This is a genomic window from Streptomyces sp. NPDC037290 (genome assembly GCF_055603245.1).
Genome location: NZ_JBVJVZ010000004.1, coordinates 732,077 through 748,665, shown reverse-complemented (window position 1 = coordinate 748,665; position 16,589 = coordinate 732,077). Strand labels below are relative to the sequence as shown.

At 72.8% G+C, this 16,589-nt stretch carries 20 protein-coding genes; 8 read left to right on the top strand and 12 right to left on the bottom strand.

The window, feature by feature from the left end; all coding sequences use genetic code 11:
- Nucleotides 1-292: 292 nt before the first annotated feature.
- Entirely contained in the window at nucleotides 293-676 is a 384-nt protein-coding gene (locus ACZ7HQ_RS18380; protein WP_470990633.1) for a nuclear transport factor 2 family protein, read from the top strand.
- A gap of 96 nt (nucleotides 677-772) precedes the next feature.
- Entirely contained in the window at nucleotides 773-1,075 is a 303-nt protein-coding gene (locus ACZ7HQ_RS18375; RefSeq protein WP_470990631.1) for a DUF1905 domain-containing protein, read from the top strand.
- Here ACZ7HQ_RS18375 and ACZ7HQ_RS18370 read toward each other — a convergent pair.
- Complete coding sequence (locus ACZ7HQ_RS18370; RefSeq protein WP_470990629.1) at nucleotides 1,065-1,586, bottom strand: cupin domain-containing protein; 522 nt, start codon at nucleotides 1,584-1,586, stop codon at nucleotides 1,065-1,067. The genes ACZ7HQ_RS18375 and ACZ7HQ_RS18370 overlap by 11 nt on opposite strands.
- Between ACZ7HQ_RS18370 and ACZ7HQ_RS18365 the strand changes: the two genes are divergently transcribed.
- A complete protein-coding gene (locus ACZ7HQ_RS18365) occupies nucleotides 1,566-1,724 on the top strand; it encodes a hypothetical protein (protein WP_470990627.1) in 159 nt (52 codons plus the stop codon). The two genes, ACZ7HQ_RS18370 and ACZ7HQ_RS18365, sit on opposite strands and share 21 nt — an antisense overlap.
- Nucleotides 1,725-1,727: 3 nt before the next feature.
- Here the strand turns inward: ACZ7HQ_RS18365 and mgrA are convergent, their stop codons facing one another.
- Nucleotides 1,728-2,720, bottom strand: a complete 993-nt coding sequence (gene mgrA / locus ACZ7HQ_RS18360; RefSeq protein ID WP_470990625.1) for an L-glyceraldehyde 3-phosphate reductase — start codon at nucleotides 2,718-2,720, stop codon at nucleotides 1,728-1,730.
- A gap of 111 nt (nucleotides 2,721-2,831) precedes the next feature.
- Between mgrA and ACZ7HQ_RS18355 the strand changes: the two genes are divergently transcribed.
- The 3 genes from ACZ7HQ_RS18355 (at nucleotide 2,832) to ACZ7HQ_RS18345 (ending at nucleotide 5,871) form a co-directional block, all read left to right on the top strand.
- On the top strand, nucleotides 2,832-3,758 hold the full coding sequence (locus tag ACZ7HQ_RS18355) for a LysR family transcriptional regulator (protein WP_470990623.1): 927 nt from the start codon (nucleotides 2,832-2,834) through the stop codon (nucleotides 3,756-3,758).
- A gap of 66 nt (nucleotides 3,759-3,824) precedes the next feature.
- Entirely contained in the window at nucleotides 3,825-5,327 is a 1,503-nt protein-coding gene (locus ACZ7HQ_RS18350; RefSeq protein WP_470990621.1) for a carotenoid oxygenase family protein, read from the top strand.
- Nucleotides 5,328-5,355: 28 nt separating this feature from the next.
- A complete protein-coding gene (locus ACZ7HQ_RS18345) occupies nucleotides 5,356-5,871 on the top strand; it encodes a mycothiol transferase (protein ID WP_470990619.1) in 516 nt (171 codons plus the stop codon).
- On the opposite strand, the gene ACZ7HQ_RS18340 is transcribed toward ACZ7HQ_RS18345, so the two are convergent.
- The 10 genes from ACZ7HQ_RS18340 to ACZ7HQ_RS18295 form a co-directional block, all read right to left on the bottom strand.
- Entirely contained in the window at nucleotides 5,853-6,923 is a 1,071-nt protein-coding gene (locus ACZ7HQ_RS18340) for an adenosine deaminase (RefSeq protein ID WP_470990617.1), read from the bottom strand. The genes ACZ7HQ_RS18345 and ACZ7HQ_RS18340 overlap by 19 nt on opposite strands.
- Before the next feature lie 30 nt (nucleotides 6,924-6,953).
- Nucleotides 6,954-7,346: a VOC family protein gene (locus tag ACZ7HQ_RS18335; protein ID WP_470990615.1), complete on the bottom strand. Its 393-nt coding sequence runs from the start codon at nucleotides 7,344-7,346 to the stop codon at nucleotides 6,954-6,956.
- A 140-nt stretch (nucleotides 7,347-7,486) separates the two neighbouring features.
- Complete coding sequence (locus ACZ7HQ_RS18330; protein ID WP_470990613.1) at nucleotides 7,487-8,413, bottom strand: M48 family metalloprotease; 927 nt, start codon at nucleotides 8,411-8,413, stop codon at nucleotides 7,487-7,489.
- Nucleotides 8,410-8,790: a BlaI/MecI/CopY family transcriptional regulator gene (locus ACZ7HQ_RS18325; protein ID WP_470990611.1), complete on the bottom strand. Its 381-nt coding sequence runs from the start codon at nucleotides 8,788-8,790 to the stop codon at nucleotides 8,410-8,412. The genes ACZ7HQ_RS18330 and ACZ7HQ_RS18325 overlap by 4 nt, the downstream gene beginning before the upstream one ends.
- A 157-nt stretch (nucleotides 8,791-8,947) precedes the next feature.
- Nucleotides 8,948-9,853 (bottom strand): aldo/keto reductase, encoded by a 906-nt coding sequence (locus ACZ7HQ_RS18320; protein WP_470990609.1) that lies wholly within the window; start codon nucleotides 9,851-9,853, stop codon nucleotides 8,948-8,950.
- A 36-nt stretch (nucleotides 9,854-9,889) separates the two neighbouring features.
- Nucleotides 9,890-11,212 carry an aldehyde dehydrogenase family protein gene (locus tag ACZ7HQ_RS18315; protein ID WP_470990607.1) on the bottom strand — a complete coding sequence of 441 codons (1,323 nt, stop codon included), beginning with the start codon at nucleotides 11,210-11,212 and terminating at the stop codon, nucleotides 9,890-9,892.
- 79 nt (nucleotides 11,213-11,291) lie between these two features.
- Nucleotides 11,292-12,527 carry an RNA polymerase sigma factor gene (locus ACZ7HQ_RS18310; RefSeq protein WP_470990605.1) on the bottom strand — a complete coding sequence of 412 codons (1,236 nt, stop codon included), beginning with the start codon at nucleotides 12,525-12,527 and terminating at the stop codon, nucleotides 11,292-11,294.
- Between the two features lie 123 nt (nucleotides 12,528-12,650).
- A complete protein-coding gene (locus ACZ7HQ_RS18305) occupies nucleotides 12,651-13,076 on the bottom strand; it encodes an ATP-binding protein (RefSeq protein WP_470990603.1) in 426 nt (141 codons plus the stop codon).
- Between the two features lie 116 nt (nucleotides 13,077-13,192).
- Entirely contained in the window at nucleotides 13,193-13,984 is a 792-nt protein-coding gene (locus ACZ7HQ_RS18300) for a zf-HC2 domain-containing protein (protein WP_470990602.1), read from the bottom strand.
- Between the two features lie 25 nt (nucleotides 13,985-14,009).
- Nucleotides 14,010-14,630, bottom strand: coding sequence for a sigma-70 family RNA polymerase sigma factor (locus tag ACZ7HQ_RS18295; protein ID WP_470990600.1), 621 nt, complete (start codon nucleotides 14,628-14,630; stop codon nucleotides 14,010-14,012).
- Between the two features lie 147 nt (nucleotides 14,631-14,777).
- Between ACZ7HQ_RS18295 and ACZ7HQ_RS18290 the strand changes: the two genes are divergently transcribed.
- Nucleotides 14,778-15,278, top strand: coding sequence for a cupredoxin domain-containing protein (locus ACZ7HQ_RS18290; protein ID WP_470990599.1), 501 nt, complete (start codon nucleotides 14,778-14,780; stop codon nucleotides 15,276-15,278).
- Nucleotides 15,275-16,273, top strand: a complete 999-nt coding sequence (locus ACZ7HQ_RS18285; RefSeq protein WP_470990598.1) for a metallophosphoesterase family protein — start codon at nucleotides 15,275-15,277, stop codon at nucleotides 16,271-16,273. Before ACZ7HQ_RS18290 ends, ACZ7HQ_RS18285 begins: the two co-directional genes overlap by 4 nt.
- Nucleotides 16,274-16,589: the final 316 nt, after the last annotated feature.

The following is a 16,589-nucleotide window of genomic DNA, read 5'->3' as shown; positions in this document are numbered from 1 at the left end:
GGTGTGCGGCTCGGACCTCGCTCTCCGTGCGGCTCCTGTGCGGTGAAGTGCCCCTGGCGTTCGAGTATCGCCACTCCCGAAACACTGTCACCATGACTTTCCGGCCACTCTGTTGGCATATTCACCCCCCCCTTTCTGGCCGGAAACGCATCGGCGGATGCGTGCTCTCGGGCATGACCAGGCAGGTAATCGACCGGTCCCCGGCCCTCCGGCATGGTGGTCACACCGGATCGGCGAAGCCCCGGATCCGGCTCCGAACAGCAGCTATGACCTCGATGGAGGCTGATTCACCATGTCCGCGAACACCGACCGTTACGAAATCGCCGCCGCCCGTTACTTCGAGGCCTGGAACGCCATCGAGCCGGCGGCGCTGGAGAAGGCGGTCGCCGCCGCGTGGACCGCGGACGGCGGCTACACCGACCCCCTCGCCGACGTCCGCGGCCACGAGGGCATCGCGGCCGTGATCGCGGCGGCCCACGAGCAGTTCCCCGGGTTCGTCTTCCGCCCGCTCGGCGCCGTGGACGGACACCACGACACCGCGCGCTTCGGCTGGGAGCTGGTGAACGAGGCCGACGGCTCGGCGCCGGTGGCCGGGTTCGACGTCGTCACGCTGGACGAGGACGGCCGGATCCGGCGGGTGCTGGGCTTTCTGGACCGGGTTCCGGCGGGCGCCTGACACCGCCCGGCCCGCGATGAGTTCCGCCGCGCGCGACGGTCTGTCCTGGTGAACACGGAACGCACCTGCTGAGAGCACCGCGCGCGGAGGAACACGATGAGGAACACCACCACACGAACGAGCGAGCGGGTGGACGTGCAGTTCACGGCCGTCCTGCGCAGGAGCCCCGAGCGGGGAGGCTGGACCTACGTCGTCTGGCCGCGGTCCGCCGAGTTCTTCGGCACCCGCGGAGTGGTCAAGGTCCGCGGCACGATCGACGGCCATCCCTTCCGCAGCTCCTTCATGGCCCTGGGCGACGGCACCCACAAGCTGCCGGTGCGGACCGAGATCCGCTGGGCGATCGGAAAGGAGGAGGGGGACACGGTGACGGTGCACCTGCGGCAGCGGCTCACCCCGTGAGCGTCTCGCGGCAGCACACCAGGCCCCCGCCGGGACGAGGTCCTGCCGGAGGGCTCGGGCGGGCCGGGCTCATGCGCCAGTGCTGCGGGCGGGTCCGCGGCGGTACGCCCGCGGCGTCGCGGAAGCGCACGGCGAAGGTGGTCCGGGACATCGCGGCATCCGGGGCCGGGCCCCCCAGGTGCCAGGGGTGCGCCGGGCCGGCGTGCATCAGGCACAGCGCGGGGGCCGGCCTCTCGTCCGCGAGCGCCCGCGGCCGGCCGGGTGGCAGGCCGTAGGTCTCACCGAGGCAGGACCGCAGCACCTGGACGAACACCAGCTGGGCGAGGTGGTCCGGGGCGAAGGCGGAACCGGGCCGGCCGTCGGCCGTCTCCCGCATCAGCCGCGCGGTGAGCCGGCGCGGCACGGGCGCTTCGGCGGCGCCGGACCGCCCGTGGATCAGCTGGGGCAGGGCCCGGCGCAGCAGCTCGCCGCCGGCCCGGCCGAGGTCGATGTGCCCGGCGACGCACCCCACCTCCTCTCCCCCGCCGAGCGGGCGGCGGGCGCCCTCGACGGGGAGGGCCGCCCGGTGCGCGCCCCGGCCCGGCAGCGGAGGACCGGCCCGAACGCCGCCACCCGGCTGGGGGAGGTGAGCGAGAGGCTCACCTCCTGACCTTCAGCGCTTCACGATCGCGTCGATCCGTGCCAGCTCCTCGGCGTCGAAGTCCAGGTTGCGGATCGCGCCGACGCTGTCCTCGAGCTGCTGCGGGCTGCTCGCACCGACGAGCGCGGAGGTGACGCGGCCGCCGCGCAGCACCCAGGCCAGGGCCAGCTGGGCGAGGCTCTGGCCACGGGACCGGGCGATGTCGTCGAGCGAGCGCAGCCGGGCGACCAGTTCCCCGGTGACCGCGTCCGCCTTCAGGAAGGGGCTGTCGCTCGCCGCGCGGGAGTCCTCCGGGATGCCGTCGAGGTAGCGGCCGGTGAGCAGGCCCTGCTCCAGCGGGGAGTAGACGATGGAGCCGACCTGGAGTTCGTCCAGCGCGTCGAGCAGTCCCCCGTCCTCGGGGCGCCGGTCGAGCATCGAGTAGCGCGGCTGGTGGATGAGGAGCGGGGTGCCCAGGCCGGCGAGGATCCGGGCGGCCTCGCGGGTCTGCTCCGCCGAGTAGTTGGACACGCCCACGTACAGCGCCTTGCCCTGCTGCACCGCCGAGTGCAGGGCGCCCATCGTCTCCTCCAGCGGGGTGTCCGGGTCGGGGCGGTGCGAGTAGAAGATGTCGACGTGGTCCAGGCCCATGCGCGCGAGGCTCTGGTCGAGCGAGGACAGCAGGTACTTGCGGGAACCCCATTCGCCGTAGGGGCCGGGCCACATGAGGTAGCCGGCCTTGGTGGAGATGACCAGCTCGTCGCGGTAGGGCGCGAAGTCGGCCCTGAGGGCTTCGCCGAGCGCGGACTCGGCGGCGCCGGGCGGCGGGCCGTAGTTGTTGGCCAGGTCGAAGTGGGTGACGCCCAGGTCGAAGGCGCGGCGCAGGATGGCCCGCTGGGTCTCGGCGGGCCGGTCCGGGCCGAAGTTGTGCCACAGGCCGAGGGACAGCGCGGGGAGCTTCAGTCCGCTGCGTCCGGTGCGCCGGTAGGGCATGTCGGCGTAACGGTCGGGGTGTGCGGTGTACAACGCGACTCCAGAGGGGTTGGCACACGGTCTACCGGTGCCACTCTTGCGCGAGCCGTACGCAGCGGTCCAACAGAAGAATCCGATGAGATTCAGCGGCTAGGCTTCTCAATCATGGAACTGCGCCATCTCCAGCACTTCGTCGCCGTCGCCGAGGACCAGCATTTCACCCGGGCCGCCGAACGCCTGATGGTGTCCCAGTCGGGGCTGTCGGCGTCCATCAGGGCGCTGGAGCGGGAGCTGCGGGCGCCGCTGTTCGTGCGCACCACCCGCCGGGTGACGCTCACCGAGGCGGGGCGGGCGCTGCTGGCGGAGGCCGAGCGGATCCTGGCGCAGGTACGCACGGCGCACGAGGCGGTGGCGGCGGTCCAGGGCGTGCTGCGCGGCACCCTGGCGCTGGGCACCGAGCAGTGCATCGCCGGGGTGCACGTGGCCCGGCTGCTGGCCGCGTTCCGGGGCCGGCACCCGGACGTGGAGATCCGGCTGCGGCAGGCCGGCTCGGGCGCGCTGGCCGAGGAGGTCACGGCCGGCCGGCTCGACCTGGCCTTCGCCTACCGCACCCGGGCGGACAGCGACCAGCTGCGCTCGGTGTCACTGACGAGCGAGCCGATGACCGTGCTGTGCCATCCGGGCAACCGGCTGGCCTCGGCCGGCGCGGCGCTGACCCCCGAGGACCTGGCCGGGGAGGTCTTCGTCGACTTCCACCCGGACTGGGGCCCGCGCCGCACCACCGACGCCGCGTTCACCGCGGCCGGCGTCCGGCGCACGGTCGCGCTGGAGGTCAACGACGTGCACAGCCTGCTGGACCTGGTGGACGAGAACCTGGGGGTCGCGGTCGTCCCCCGGCACTTCCGGCACAAGCGGCCCTCGCTCACGGCGCTGCCGCTGAAGGGCACGGGCGAGACGGAGTACGAGACCGTGGCCCTGCTGCCGCCGGACCGGGCAACCAGCCCCGCCGCCCGGGCGCTCGTCACCCTCCTGGAAACAGGAGGTGGGACAGGGGACCTGGCACCACCCCAGGAGGGGGCCCAGGCCTCCTGACCGAGGCCGCCGGCCGCCGCAGACTCAACACCGTCGGCGAGACGACGGCGGTCTGGAGGACACGTCATGGCGGAACACACACGGCGGACCGTGCTGCGCGGGACGGCCGGGCTCGCGGCGGCGGGCGCGCTCACGGGCCTGGGCACCGGCCGGGCCACGGCCCGCCCCGCAGGAGAGGTGACGGGGCATCACTACCCCTTCCTGGAAGGGGCGTTCGCGCCCGTCACCGAGGAACTGACCGCCTTCGACCTGCCGGTGACCGGCCGCATCCCGCGTGAACTGAACGGGCGTTTCCTGCGCAACGGCCCGAACGTGCTCGGCCTGGAGGATCCGCGGGCCCACCACTGGATGCTCGGCGAGGGGATGGTGCACGGAGTCCGGCTGCGGGACGGAAGGGCCGAGTGGTACCGCAACCGCTGGGTGCGCTCCTCCCAGGTCGCGAAGAAGCTGGGCGAGCCGTATCGGGGCCCGGTGCCGGAGGAGGACTTCGCGTGCAACACGCATGTGATCCCGTACCGGGGGCGGATCCTCGCCCTCCAGGAGAGCGGTCCGCTGCCGTACGAGCTCGACGGCGATCTCGGCACCGTGGGCACGTACGACTTCCTGGGCACGCTGGAGGGGGCGTTCGCCGCGCACACCAAGTTCGACGTGCACGCCGGTGAGCTGCACGCGATCGCCTACCACCCGGCCTGGGACCATGTCCGGCACCTGGTCGTGGACCCCGCCGGCCGGGTCGCCCGTACGACCCGGATCCCGGTGGCGGACGCGCCGATGATGCACGACTTCGCGCTGACCGAGCGGCACGTCGTCGTCTTCGACCTCCCGGTCACCTTCGACGCGGCGGCGGCCGGACGCGGCGCCCCGGTGCCCTACGTATGGAACCGGAGCCACCCGACCCGGGTCGGTGTCCTGCGCCGCACCGGCGGGCCGGTCCGCTGGTTCGGCATCGAGCCGGTCTACTACTCGCACACCCTCAACGCCTATGACGAGGGCGGGTCGGTGGTGGTCGACCTGATGGCCTATCCGGCGCCCTTCCACGTCGCCGGGCGCGGCTCCGACGGGCCGTACGCGGCCGGCACGGCGAAGCTGGAACGCTGGACGATCGACCTGCGTCACGGGCGCGTGCGGCAGCGGGTGCTGGACGACCGGCCGCAGGAGTTCCCGCGTGTGAACGAGACGTTGGTGTCTCGGCGGCACCGCTACGGCTACACGGCGGCGGCCGCCGGGCTGACGGCCGCCTACCTGACGCCGGACGGCGGCACCCCGCCCGACGCCGCCTTCTCCAACGCGCTCGTCAAGCACGACCTGCTGCGCGGTGCCACCCAGGTGCACCGGCTGCCGAAGGGCGCCGCGGCGGGTGAGGCGGTGTTCGTACCCGCCGACACGGGCGACCGCGAGGCCGCCGAGGACGACGGATACGCGATCGCGTACGTCCACGACCCGGACCGCGGTGCCGCCGACCTGGTGGTGCTGGCCGCCCAGGACTTCACCGGCGAGCCCGTGGCCCGGGTGCACCTGCCGGGGCGGGTTCCGCTCGGATTCCACGGGAGCTGGATTCCGGACGCGTGAGCGGCCGCTGTTTGGGATGGTGGACGGTATGCATGCAAAGGACATCCTCATCGACGGCTACGGCCGCATCCGGGAAGAAGTCCACGCCGCCCTCGACGGCCTCGGACCGGACGAACTGCACCACCGCCCGGCCCCCGACGCCAACTCCGTCGCCTGGCTCGTCTGGCATCTCACCCGGGTCCAGGACGACCACGTCGCCGACGCCTTCGACCTCGACCAGGTGTGGCTGTCCCAGGGCTGGGAGAAGCGCTTCGGCCTCGACCTGCCCCGCCATGACACCGGGTACGGGCACAGCCCCGCGAAGGTCGCCAAGGTGCGGGTCGAGTCCGCCGACCTGCTGACCGGCTACTACGACGCCGTCCACGAACAGACCCTCGGCGTGCTGCGCTCACTCGCCGCCAAGGACCTGGAACGAATCGTCGACGAGCGCTGGGACCCCCCGGTCAGCCTCGGGGTCCGCCTGGTGAGCGTCCTGTCCGACGACCTCCAGCACATCGGACAGGCCGCCTACCTGAGGGGGCTGCTTCAGAGCGCGGCCGCGTAACCGGGCAGGACCACGTCCTCGATGAGGGCCTTGCGCTCGTCGAACGGGATGAAGGCGCTCTTGAGGGCGTTCACCGTGACCGTGCGCAGGTCCTCCACGGTCCAGCCGGCCTCCTCGACCAGGAGGGACATCTCCCGGGTCATCGTCGTCCCCGAGACCAGGCGGTTGTCGGTGTTGAGGGTGACCCGGAAGCCCAGGTCCTTCAGGGCCGTGATGGGGTGCTCGGCGATCGAGGTGGCGCAGCCGGTCTGCAGGTTGGAGGTGGGGCACATCTCCAGGGCGACACGGCGGTCGCGCACCCAGGAGGCGAGCCGGCCGAGCTTGCCGTCCACGATGTCCTCGGTCAGGCGCACGCCGTGGCCGATGCGCTGGGCACCGCACACCTGCAGGGCCTGGTGGATGCTGGGCAGGCCGTGGGCTTCGCCGGCGTGGATGGTGAAGGGCACGCTCTCGCGGCGCAGGTGCTCGAAGGCGTCCAGGTGGTCGGCGGGCGGGAAGCCGTCCTCGGCGCCGGCGATGTCGAAGCCGACGACGCCGGCGTCGCGGTAGGCGACGGCGAGGTCGGCGGCCTCGCGCACGCGGTCGAACATCCGCATGCCGCACAGCAGGGTGCCCACCCGGACGGGGGTGCCGGCGGCTGCCGCCTTGGCCATGCCGGCGGCGAGGCCCTCCTGGACCGTCTCCACGACCTCGCTGAGCGACAGCCCGCCCCGCGTGTTCAGCTCGGGGGCGTAGCGCACCTCGGCGTAGACGACACCGTCGGCGGCGAGGTCGAGGACGTACTCCTCGGCGGTGCGCAGCAGGCCCGCGCGGGTCTGCATGACGGCGAGGGTGTGCTCGAAGGTGGCTATGTAGCGGACGAGGTCGCCGGAGTTGGCTGCCTCGAAGTACCAGGCGGCCAGCTCGTCGGGGTCGGTGGTGGGCAGGGTGTGACCGATCTCCGCCGCGAGTTCGACGACGGTGGCGGGACGCAGGCCGCCGTCGAGGTGGTCGTGCAGCACGGCCTTGGGGAGCCGGCGAAGGATCTCGGTGTCGATGCGGGGCACGGTCATGGCAGGGCTTTCCTCAGTGGTTCTCAAGGGTCAGGAGGCGGGCTGGAGCAGGTCCCAGCGGTTGCCGTACAGGTCCTGGAGGACGGCGACGGTGCCGTACGGCTCGTGGCGCGGCTCCTCCAGGAAGGTCACGCCGGCCGCGGTCATCCGGGCGTGGTCGCGGGCGAAGTCGTCGGTGTGCAGGAAGAACCCGACGCGTCCGCCGGTCTGGTCGCCGATCCGGGCGCGCTGGTCCTCGCCCTTGGCGCGGGCCAGGAGCAGACCGGTACCGGCGCCGTCGCTCCCCGGTTCCACGACGACCCAGCGGGAGCCGTCGGGGCGCGGGGTGTCCTCGGCCAGCCGGAAGCCGAGGGCCTCGGTGTAGAAGCGGAGGGCTTCGTCGTAGTCGTCGACGACGAGGGTGACCAGGGCGACGCGTCGCATCGGGACCTTCCGGTGAGGGTGGTTAGCGGGTGAGGTTATACGTAAAACCTGACGCGCGCCAGTCCCTCTTCTACGCGCGTTGCGGCGGGGCGTTTCCAGCCGCCCGGTACGGGGCGGGCGGGTGTCCCCGGACGAGGGCGTCAGCGCGTTTCGTCGCCCTGGGCGATCTCGACGCGGTGGTGGAAGTCGGCCAGTCCGGCGGCCGAGGCGGCGCAGGAGACGGCGGTGCAGGCTATGAGGAGGGCGGCGACCGTCCGGCCCGCCCGGGGCCCGAGCGGAGCGGCGAGCAGGGCCTGGACCCGCTGAGGGACGGGGCCGGTGGTCGCGGCGGCCGCGAAGTCGGGCCGCTGGGAGCGGGCGGCCTGCCCGGCGAGGGCCGCGCGGGCGATGGCCCGGGCGGTCAGGCGCCGGTCGCCGACCCGGGCGGCGGCGGCCTCGTCGGCGGCGCGCTCGGCGGCGAGGCGGATGGTCTCGCGGACCGGGCGCAGCGCCGGATGGCAGTGCGCGGCGAGTTCCGCGGCCGCGAGGAAGTAGTGGTGGCCGCCGTGGTTGTGTGCCCGCTCGTGTGCGAACAGCGCTTCCCGCTCGGGTCCGTCCAGGCTGCGGAGCATCGCCGTGGTGACGACGACGCGGTGCGGGCGGCCGGGGAGCGCGTAGGCGTCGGGGCACGGCGAGTCCACCACGCACAGGTCGCCGGCCGCGGGTCCGCGCCCGGCCTCCGTGCGGGCGGCACGGAAGGCGCGGGTCTGGTGCAGCACCGAGCGGACGAGGGTCCAGCCGCAGACGGCGAGGGCACCGACGGAGGTGGCGGCGGCGGGCAGGACGACGAGGTCGGAGGCGGTGTGCAGCGGGTGGATCAGCTCGCCGAGCGCGGCGAAGGGCGGGATCTTGAGCAGCCCGATGAGAACGAACGAGCCGAGGGCGGCCAGCGAGCAGCCGGCGAGCAGGACCGCACAGGCGGTGACGGCCCACAGCGCGGCGACCGGGACCAGCCGGTCCAGGGCCCGGCGGGCCAGGGCCGGCAGGGCGAACGGCAGCAGGAGCGGCAACAGGAGCAGCGCGGTCATCGTTCGCCGGTTTCGAGGAGGTCCCGCAGGATGCGTTCGTCGTCGGGGCTGAGCTGGGCGACGAAGCGGGCGAGGACCGTCTCGCGGTCCCCGTCCCGGTCCAGCTCGCTGTGCATGCGGCGGGCGGTGAGGCCGTGCGCGTCCTGGACGTCCCGGACCGGGACGTAGGCGTAGCCGCGGCCCTTGCGGTGCCGCTGGACGACTCCCTTCTCGTACAGACGGGTGAGGATCGTGGTCACCGTCGTACGGGCCAGGTCGGTGCGGAGGCTGCGCTGGACCTCGCCGGGCGTCTGGGGGCCGCCCGCGGCCCAGAGCGCGGCCATGACGGTCGCTTCGAGTTCGCCCGCCGGCCGGCGCTCGTCCTTGGCCTCGGTCATGGAACGTTCCTCACCCCGTGTTCGTGTGCGGCCCCGACGACCGTCTACACGATGGTAGTCAACCGGGCCTTCGTACGGATGTGCTGCCGCACCTCATTATGGGAGGTCCGCCCGTTCGGGCCGCCGCCCGGGAGGCGGGAGCGGCGGCCGGGGGGCCTCAGCTCGCGGGGCCGCGCAGGGCGTCCAGCCGCGCCAGTTCGTCCCCGGTGAGGCGCAGGGCGCCCGCGGCGACGTTCTCCGCGAGGTGGTCCGGGTTGCCGGTGCCCGGGATGGCCAGGACGTGCGGTCCCTGGTGCAGGGTCCAGGCGATGCGGATCTGCGCGGGGCTCGCGCCGTGCGCCCGGGCGATGTCGCGCACGGTGTCGTCATGGGTGTCGGTCGCCGCCTGCTCACCGGCCTCGCCGGCGACGGCGTAGAACGGCACGAAGGCGATCCCCCGGTCGCCGCACAGGCGCAGCATCTCGTCGGCAGCCGGATCGGGACGGTCCAGGGCGTAGCGGTTCTGCACGGACACCACCGGGGCGATCTCCAGCGCCTCGACGAGATGGCGCGGTTTGACGTAGGAGATGCCGAGGTGCCGGACGAGACCGGCCTCGCGCAGTTCGGCGAGCGCGCCGAAGTGCTCGGCTATGGAGTCCTGCCTCATCCGCCGCAGGTAGACCACGTCGAGGTGGTCGCGGCCGAGCTGGCGCAGGTTCTCCTCCACATGGCCACGCAGCTGGTCGGGGCGGGCCGAGGTGCCCCACTCACCGTGGTAGTCGCGGAAGGGGCCGACCTTGGCGGCGATGACCAGGTCGTCGCCGTAGGGGGCGAGGGCGGTGTTGATCAGCTCGTTGGCGGAGCGCGTGGCGGAGAAGTAGAAGGCGGCGGTGTCGATGTGGTTCACACCGAGTTCCACGGCCCGGCGCAGCACGGCGATGGAGCGTGCGCGGTCGCCGGGCGTTCCGTGGTGGAACGCGGCGCTGCCCGTCAGCCGCATCGCGCCGAGGCCGACGCGGTGGACGGGCAGGTCGCCGAGCTGGAAGGTGCCGGCGGCGTCCGCAGTGATCGTTTCAGTGGTCATCCGGCGGAGTATCGCACAACTGACCTGCCGTTCAGCTCAGTTCAGCGGCTTGTCCAGGACCGCCTTGCGGTGGCTGAACGTCTCGATCGAGTAGCGGCCGTGGTAGCTGCCCATGCCGCTCTCCCCGACGCCCCCGAACGGCAGGTCGGAGACGGTGAGATGGGCGAGGGGCAGGCCGTACCCGAGGCCGCCGGAGGAGGTCTCGGCGGCGATGCGGGCGCGGGTCGCGTCGGACTCGGTGAAGACGTACAGCGCCAGCGGCTTGTCGCGGTCGTTGATGAAGGAGATCGCCTCGTCCAGGCCGGAGACGGTGACGACGGGCAGGACGGGCCCGAAGATCTCCTCCTGCATGACGGGCGACGAGGGATCGACGTCCGCGAGGACGGTGGGCGCGATGTACCTGGCCGTGCGGTCGCTCGCACCGCCGACCACGACCCGGCCGGAACCGAGGAGGCCGCTGAGCCGGTCGAAGTGCCGCTCGTTGATGATCCGGCCGTACTCGGGCGAGGCCGCCGGGTCGGTGCCGTACAGCGCCTCGATCGCCCGGACCAGGGCGGCCTCCAGGGCGGTGGCGGTCTCCGGGTCGGCCAGGACGTAGTCGGGGGCGACGCAGGTCTGGCCGGCGTTGAGGAACTTGCCGCGGGCCAGCCGGTCCGCGACCACGTCGAGGTCGGCGCCGCGGTCCACGAACACCGGGGACTTGCCGCCCAGTTCGAGGGTGACCGGGGTGAGGTGCTCGGCGGCGGCGCGCATCACGATCCGGCCGACGGTGCCGTTGCCGGTGTAGAAGATGTGGTCGAAGCGCTCGGCCAGCAGGGCCGTGGTCTCCGGGATGCCGCCCTCGACGACGGCGACCGCGTCGGTGTCGAGGTAGGCGGGGATCAGCTCGGCCAGGGCGGCCGAGGTGGCCGGGGCCAGCTCGCTCGGCTTGGCGACGACCGCGTTGCCGGAGGCCAGGGCGCCGACCATCGGCGCGAGCAGCAGCTGCGCCGGGTAGTTCCACGGCGCTATGACGAGGACGACGCCGAGGGGGTCGTACTGCGTCCAGGCCCTCGCGTCGGCCCCGAGGTGGGCCGGGACCGGCGCGGGCTCGGGGCGCAGCCACTGTGCGAGGTGGTCGAGGGTGTGGTCGATCTCGCGGACGGTGAAGTCGATCTCGGTGCGCTGGGCCTCGGTGCTGCTCTTGCCGAGGTCGGCGTGGAGGGCCGCGGCGAGGTCGGCCCCGCGCTCGGTGAGCATCGCGCGCAGGCGGCGCAGCTGGCCGGTGCGCCACTCGACGGGCTTGGTGCGGCCGGTGGCGAAGGTGGCGCGCAGCCGGGCCACGATGTCGGCGGGCTGCTCGATGACGGGGTGGTTCACGGATGCCTCGCTGGGGGTGCACGGGCTGGTTCGGCCCGAGCCTAGGTCTCATGGATGTATTTGCCAACCTTTCAGGTCCTCAAGTTGATTCCGGCGCCACCGGTGACGTGGGCCACGCCGTCGTGGGGCCGGTCTCCCGTCGGCGGCGCTCCAGGTAGGCCCGCTCGGCCTCGCTCCCGGCCAGCTCGGCGGCCAGGCCGTACGCGGCCGCCGCCTCGGCGGTGCGGCCCAGGCGGCGCAGCAGGTCCGCGCGGACGGCGTGCAGCACGTGATAGCGGCCGAGGTCCAGGGTGGCGACCAGGTCGAGCGCCCTGGCCGGGCCCTCGGTCTCGGCCACGGCGACCGCGCGGTTCAGGGCGGCGACCGGGGTCGGCGCCACGGCCATGAGCTGGTCGTACAGCTGCAGGATCTGGCGCCAGTCGGTGGCGGCGGCGGTGGGCGCGTCGCTGTGCACGGCGTTGATGGCCGCCTGGATCTGGTACGGGCCCGGCCGGCCGCGGCGCAGACACTCGCGGACCAGGTCCTGGCCCTCGGTGATCAGTGTCCGGTCCCACTGCGAGCGGTCCTGCTCGGGCAGCGGGACGAGGACGCCGTCCGCGCCCTGCCGGGCCGGCCGCCGGGCCTCGGTCAGCAGCATGAGCGCGAGCAGGCCGGTGACCTCGGGTTCGCCCGGCATCAGACCGGCGAGCAGCCGGCCGAGGCGGATCGCCTCCGCACACAGGGCGGGGTCGCCGGTGTAGCCCTCGTTGAAGATCAGGTAGACGACGGCGAGGACCCCGCCGAGCCGCTCGGGCAGGTCGGCGGCGCGGGGCACGCGGTACGGGATGCCCGCGTCGCGGATCTTGGCCTTGGCCCGGACGAGGCGCTGGGCGAGCGTCGGCTCCGGCACCAGGAAGGCGCGGGCGATCTGGGCGGTGCTCAGGCCGCCGAGCAGGCGCAGGGTGAGGGCGACCCGGGCCTGGAGGGCGAGCGCGGGGTGGCAGCAGGTGAAGATCAGGCGGAGCCGGTCGTCCCGCACGGGGCCTTCCTCGGGCGGCGCGTCGGGCGCGTACAGCCGGGCGGCCTCGGCGTGCCGGGCGTCCCGGGAGGATTCGCGGCGCAGCCGGTCGATGGCCCTGTTGCGGGCAGTGGTGATGATCCAGCCGGCCGGGCTCGGCGGCACGCCGGTCCCGGGCCAGGTGCGCACGGCGATGGTGAAGGCGTCCTGCACCGCTTCCTCGGCGAGGTCGATGTCGCCGAGGAAGCGGACGAGGACGGAGACCGCACGCCCGTACTCGGCGCGGAAGACGGTCTCGGCATCGACGGTGTCCGGCATGGGCACCCGCACCCTTCTGTCCGATCACGCCGCGACCCGGGCGCCGCCGGCCGTGGGCGCGGTGCGGCCCCGTGGACGGCGGCGGCGCTGCCGTGGCCGGCTCTCGGAAGCGTACGGGCTCGATCACGCCGAGCACCGCAGACAGGCGCGGACTTCCCGGCCGCCGAGCGTCTGGTGGACCTCGGTCGACTGGGCGAGGGAGTCGACGATGCCGGTGCCACGGCCGTGCTCGTCCGGGGCCACCTCGTGGCGGACGCGCTCGACCGCCGTTCCGGAGTCGCTGACCACGATGTGCAGGGTGCCACCGTCGAGGACGAGCAGCAGCGTCATGCGCTCGTGGCCGTACTGGGCGGCGTTGGCGGCGAGTTCGTCGACGATGAGGACGGCGGAGTCCCGCTCACTCTCGGGCACATGCCAGCACTCCAGCAGTTCCGCCGCGAGATGACGAGCGGCGGGGACGTGCGCCTCCTGCGCGGGCAGGGTGAGCATCGCCTGGTGGTGGCAGGAGGGTGCGGGGAGCGAGCCGGCACGGAGGGAAGAATCGGTCACAAACATGGTCTTCTGGCTCTTCTGCGTAGGAACCCGTATGTGAGCACTCATCTAGTGGTACGAATGCCGAGCCCATATGGTTCAACCGATATGCCTCTTTTGCGCACCCACTTGGTTCACGCCCGGATGGTGACCAGCTTCTGGCCGTTGTCCGCGACGATCTCGAAGTGCTGGATGGCCGCCGGGGACATCGGGACCGCCCCGGGGACCGTGGTGCCGGCGGGATACTCGCCCGCCCGCCAGGTGGCGGCGTCCGCCCTGGTCCCACCGGGCCCGACCGCCTGCAGACGGCAGGTCATGCCCGGCGGCGCCCCTCGGGCGGACACCTCCAGCACACTGCCCCAGGCCGAGGGTGAGACCCGCACCGAAGCGGTGACGCCGGTGGTGGGATCGCTTCCGGAGAACGTGCGCGACGGAGCCGGCGAGACCGCTGGGGGCCGTGCCGCCTGACCGGCCACGGATCCGCCGATCGCCAGCCACGTGCCGCCGGCCGCCGCACCGGCGACCAGCGTCAACGAGGCGGCCGCGCCGGCCAGTTGCCGACGCCATGTCCTGCGGCGCCGGGCAGTGGCCTGCTGGAGCATCCGGTCGAGCAGGCCCGCCTCGGGGGCCCGGGGCGCCCTGGACGTGCCGGGCGGAGCCCCGGGTGAGCCCCCGGCGTTCTCCGCCGCCCGCCGCACCAGACGATCGGCCGGATCCTCGCCGCCGACGGCCAGGGGCCGGCCCTCGGCCTCTGCCGCGGTGACCGTCGCGAGCAGCGCCGGCAGTCCGGCCAGCTCGGCGTGTTCCGCGCTGCACTCGTCGCACTCCGTGAGATGCGCACGCACCTGTTCCGTCTCCGCCGGGGACAGTGCGCCGAGGACATATCCGCCCAGCGCCAGCCGGAGGGCCTCGTGGTCCGCGTTCATGGCCGGCACCTCCTCCATGCCGTGGTCATGGCTCGATGCCCCGCTCCTGCAGTGCCAGCCGGAGAGCGTGCAGGGCGTAGTACGTCCGCGATTTGACGGTGCCCTGCGGGATGCCCAGCACCTGCGCGGCCTCTGCCACGCTCCGGCCCCGGTAGTACGTCTCCAGCAGTACGGCGCGGTGGTCCGGGGACAGCGTCCGGATGGCGTCGGCCACGGCCCAGCTCTGCAGCGCCTGCTCGATCCGGTCCTCGCCCGGCGTCTGCTCCGCGGCCCGCTCCAGGGCCTCGCCGCCGACCTCCGCCGGCCTCGCCTGCCGGGCCCGGTGCATGTCGATGACCAGGCGCCGGGCGACCGTGCACAGCCAGGCGCGCGCCGGACCGCGTTCGGGTGTGAACGCCTCGGGGTGCTGCCACGCCCGCAGCAACGTCTCCTGCACGACATCCTCGGCCCACTGCCGGTCTCCTGACGTCAGTCGCAGTACGTAGTGGAAGAGAGGGCCTGCGTGCTCGGCATACAGCGCCCGGAGCAGTTCCTCGTCCGCGGTCGAAACGGTCCCGTTACCCGAGACACGGCGCCCGGAGCGATTCGGATCAGCCGCTTCGCCACGTTTTCGAGCACTCCATGGCATAAGGCGATCATCACGCATATCAGCGCGTTTGTCGTGCTATGTCCAGTGATTACCGCTGAGTCCAGGAAAAGCTGCACATCGGCCGAACCATGCGGCGCCGCCGCCCGTGGAACCAGGCATGAGCCGTCGTGCGCGGCATCACCTGATCAGTGGGGATTGAACATCATGTACGTCAACTTCCGACCCGTGGGCCGCCGATCGCGCTGTGCGACCGGGCTGGCCGTCGCCACCGCGGGTGTCCTGGGGCTCCTGAGCGCGTGCGGCCATACGGCCCGTCCCTCGGACACCGGCTCCCTCACGCCCGGACCGGCCCAGCATCAGCTGGCCGGGATGCGCGGCGCCTCGGCGATGCCCAGCATGACCATGCCCATGACCTCCCCGAGCGGGAGTGCGGCCGGCACACCGGTGTCCAAAGACGCTGTGGCGATCAAGAACTTCGCTTTCTCTCCGGCCACGCTGAAGGTCAAGGCGGGCACCACGGTGACCTGGACCAATCAGGACACCGACGCCCACACCGTCACCAGTGCCGGCTCGGGCGGCCCGCTGCACTCGCCCGCCCTCGCCACACACGGCACCTACACCTACACGTTCACCAAGCCCGGCAGCTACGCCTACCTCTGCACCATCCATCCGTTCATGACCGCCACCGTGGAGGTGACCTCATGACCGCATACGACGACCAGCAGGGCCCGGCACCGGTCGGTGACGCCGAGGAACTCCCCTCCGAACACGGCATGTCCCGGCGTCAGCTCCTGCGGCACGCGGGATGGTTCGGCGGGGCGGTCGCACTCACCGTGGCCGGCGGAGAGGTGGTCAGCCATGTCGCCGGCTCCCGGAACGCCACCGCCGGCGCCGTCGGGGCCGCTGCGGCACCGAGCGGTGCCCTGCGGTTCGTGCAGGTCTCCGACAGCCACATCGGCTTCCAGGGCCCGGCCAACACGGACGTGGTCGGCTCGTTCACCGAAGCGATCGACCAGGTGAACGGGCTCGGGTTCAGGCCCGACTTCGTCATGCACAGCGGCGACCTGACCCACCTGTCGACGGCGGGACAGTTCGACCAGGTCAGGCAGATGATGACGGGACTGCGGACGGATCGCGTGTTCACCGTGCCGGGCGAGCACGACTCCATCGGCGACGCGGGCCGCGCCTACCGGCAGACCTTCGGCACGGGCACGCTCGGCGACGGCTGGTACAGCTTCGACACCCACGGGGTGCACTTCGTCGCCCTGGTCAACACCCTGAGCCTGGAGAAGCTCGGCCACCTCGGCACCGAGCAGATCGACTTCGTCCGCAAGGACCTCGCGGGTCTGCCGTCCGACACCCCCGTCGTGGTCTTCAGCCACATCCCGCTGTTCGCCATGTACCCACAGTGGGGCTGGAGCACGGACGACGCGTTGAAGGTGATCGCGCTCCTGCGCCGCTTCTCCTCGGTCACCTGCCTCAACGGACACGTCCACCAGCTGTTCACCAAGACGGAGGGCAACATCACCTTCCACTCCGCCACCACCACCGCCTACCCGCTGCCCAAGCCGGGGCGGGCCCCCGCTCCCACGCCCCAGGTCGTGCCCGCCCGGCAGCTGAAGGACGCTCTCGGCATCCGCACCGTCGGCTACCGGCGGGGAGACCAGCAGCTGGCGATCAAGGACGAGAAGCTGGCATGAACTGAGGCGGTTTCCTCGTGCGATCGCCCGGCCCTCCTGCTCACGGCGGCCACCCCGTGCCCGGACCATCGACCTCCGCCGGCAGACCGTGACGCCAGGTCGAGGCTAGGACGAATCTAGGACGACCCACGGGCACGTTTTCGTAGCCTCCGAGCGTCGGCCACCGGACCAGCCGGTGCTTCCTGGACCTGCCGCTCCACGCAGGGCCTACCCACGCGACGAGGCCGGCGCCATCGGCACCGCTGGGCTACCGGCCACGTCTGCCGGCGCCCCAGAGGCACCGCGCCGTCAATGCCGTTGCGCACGCACCGGCAAC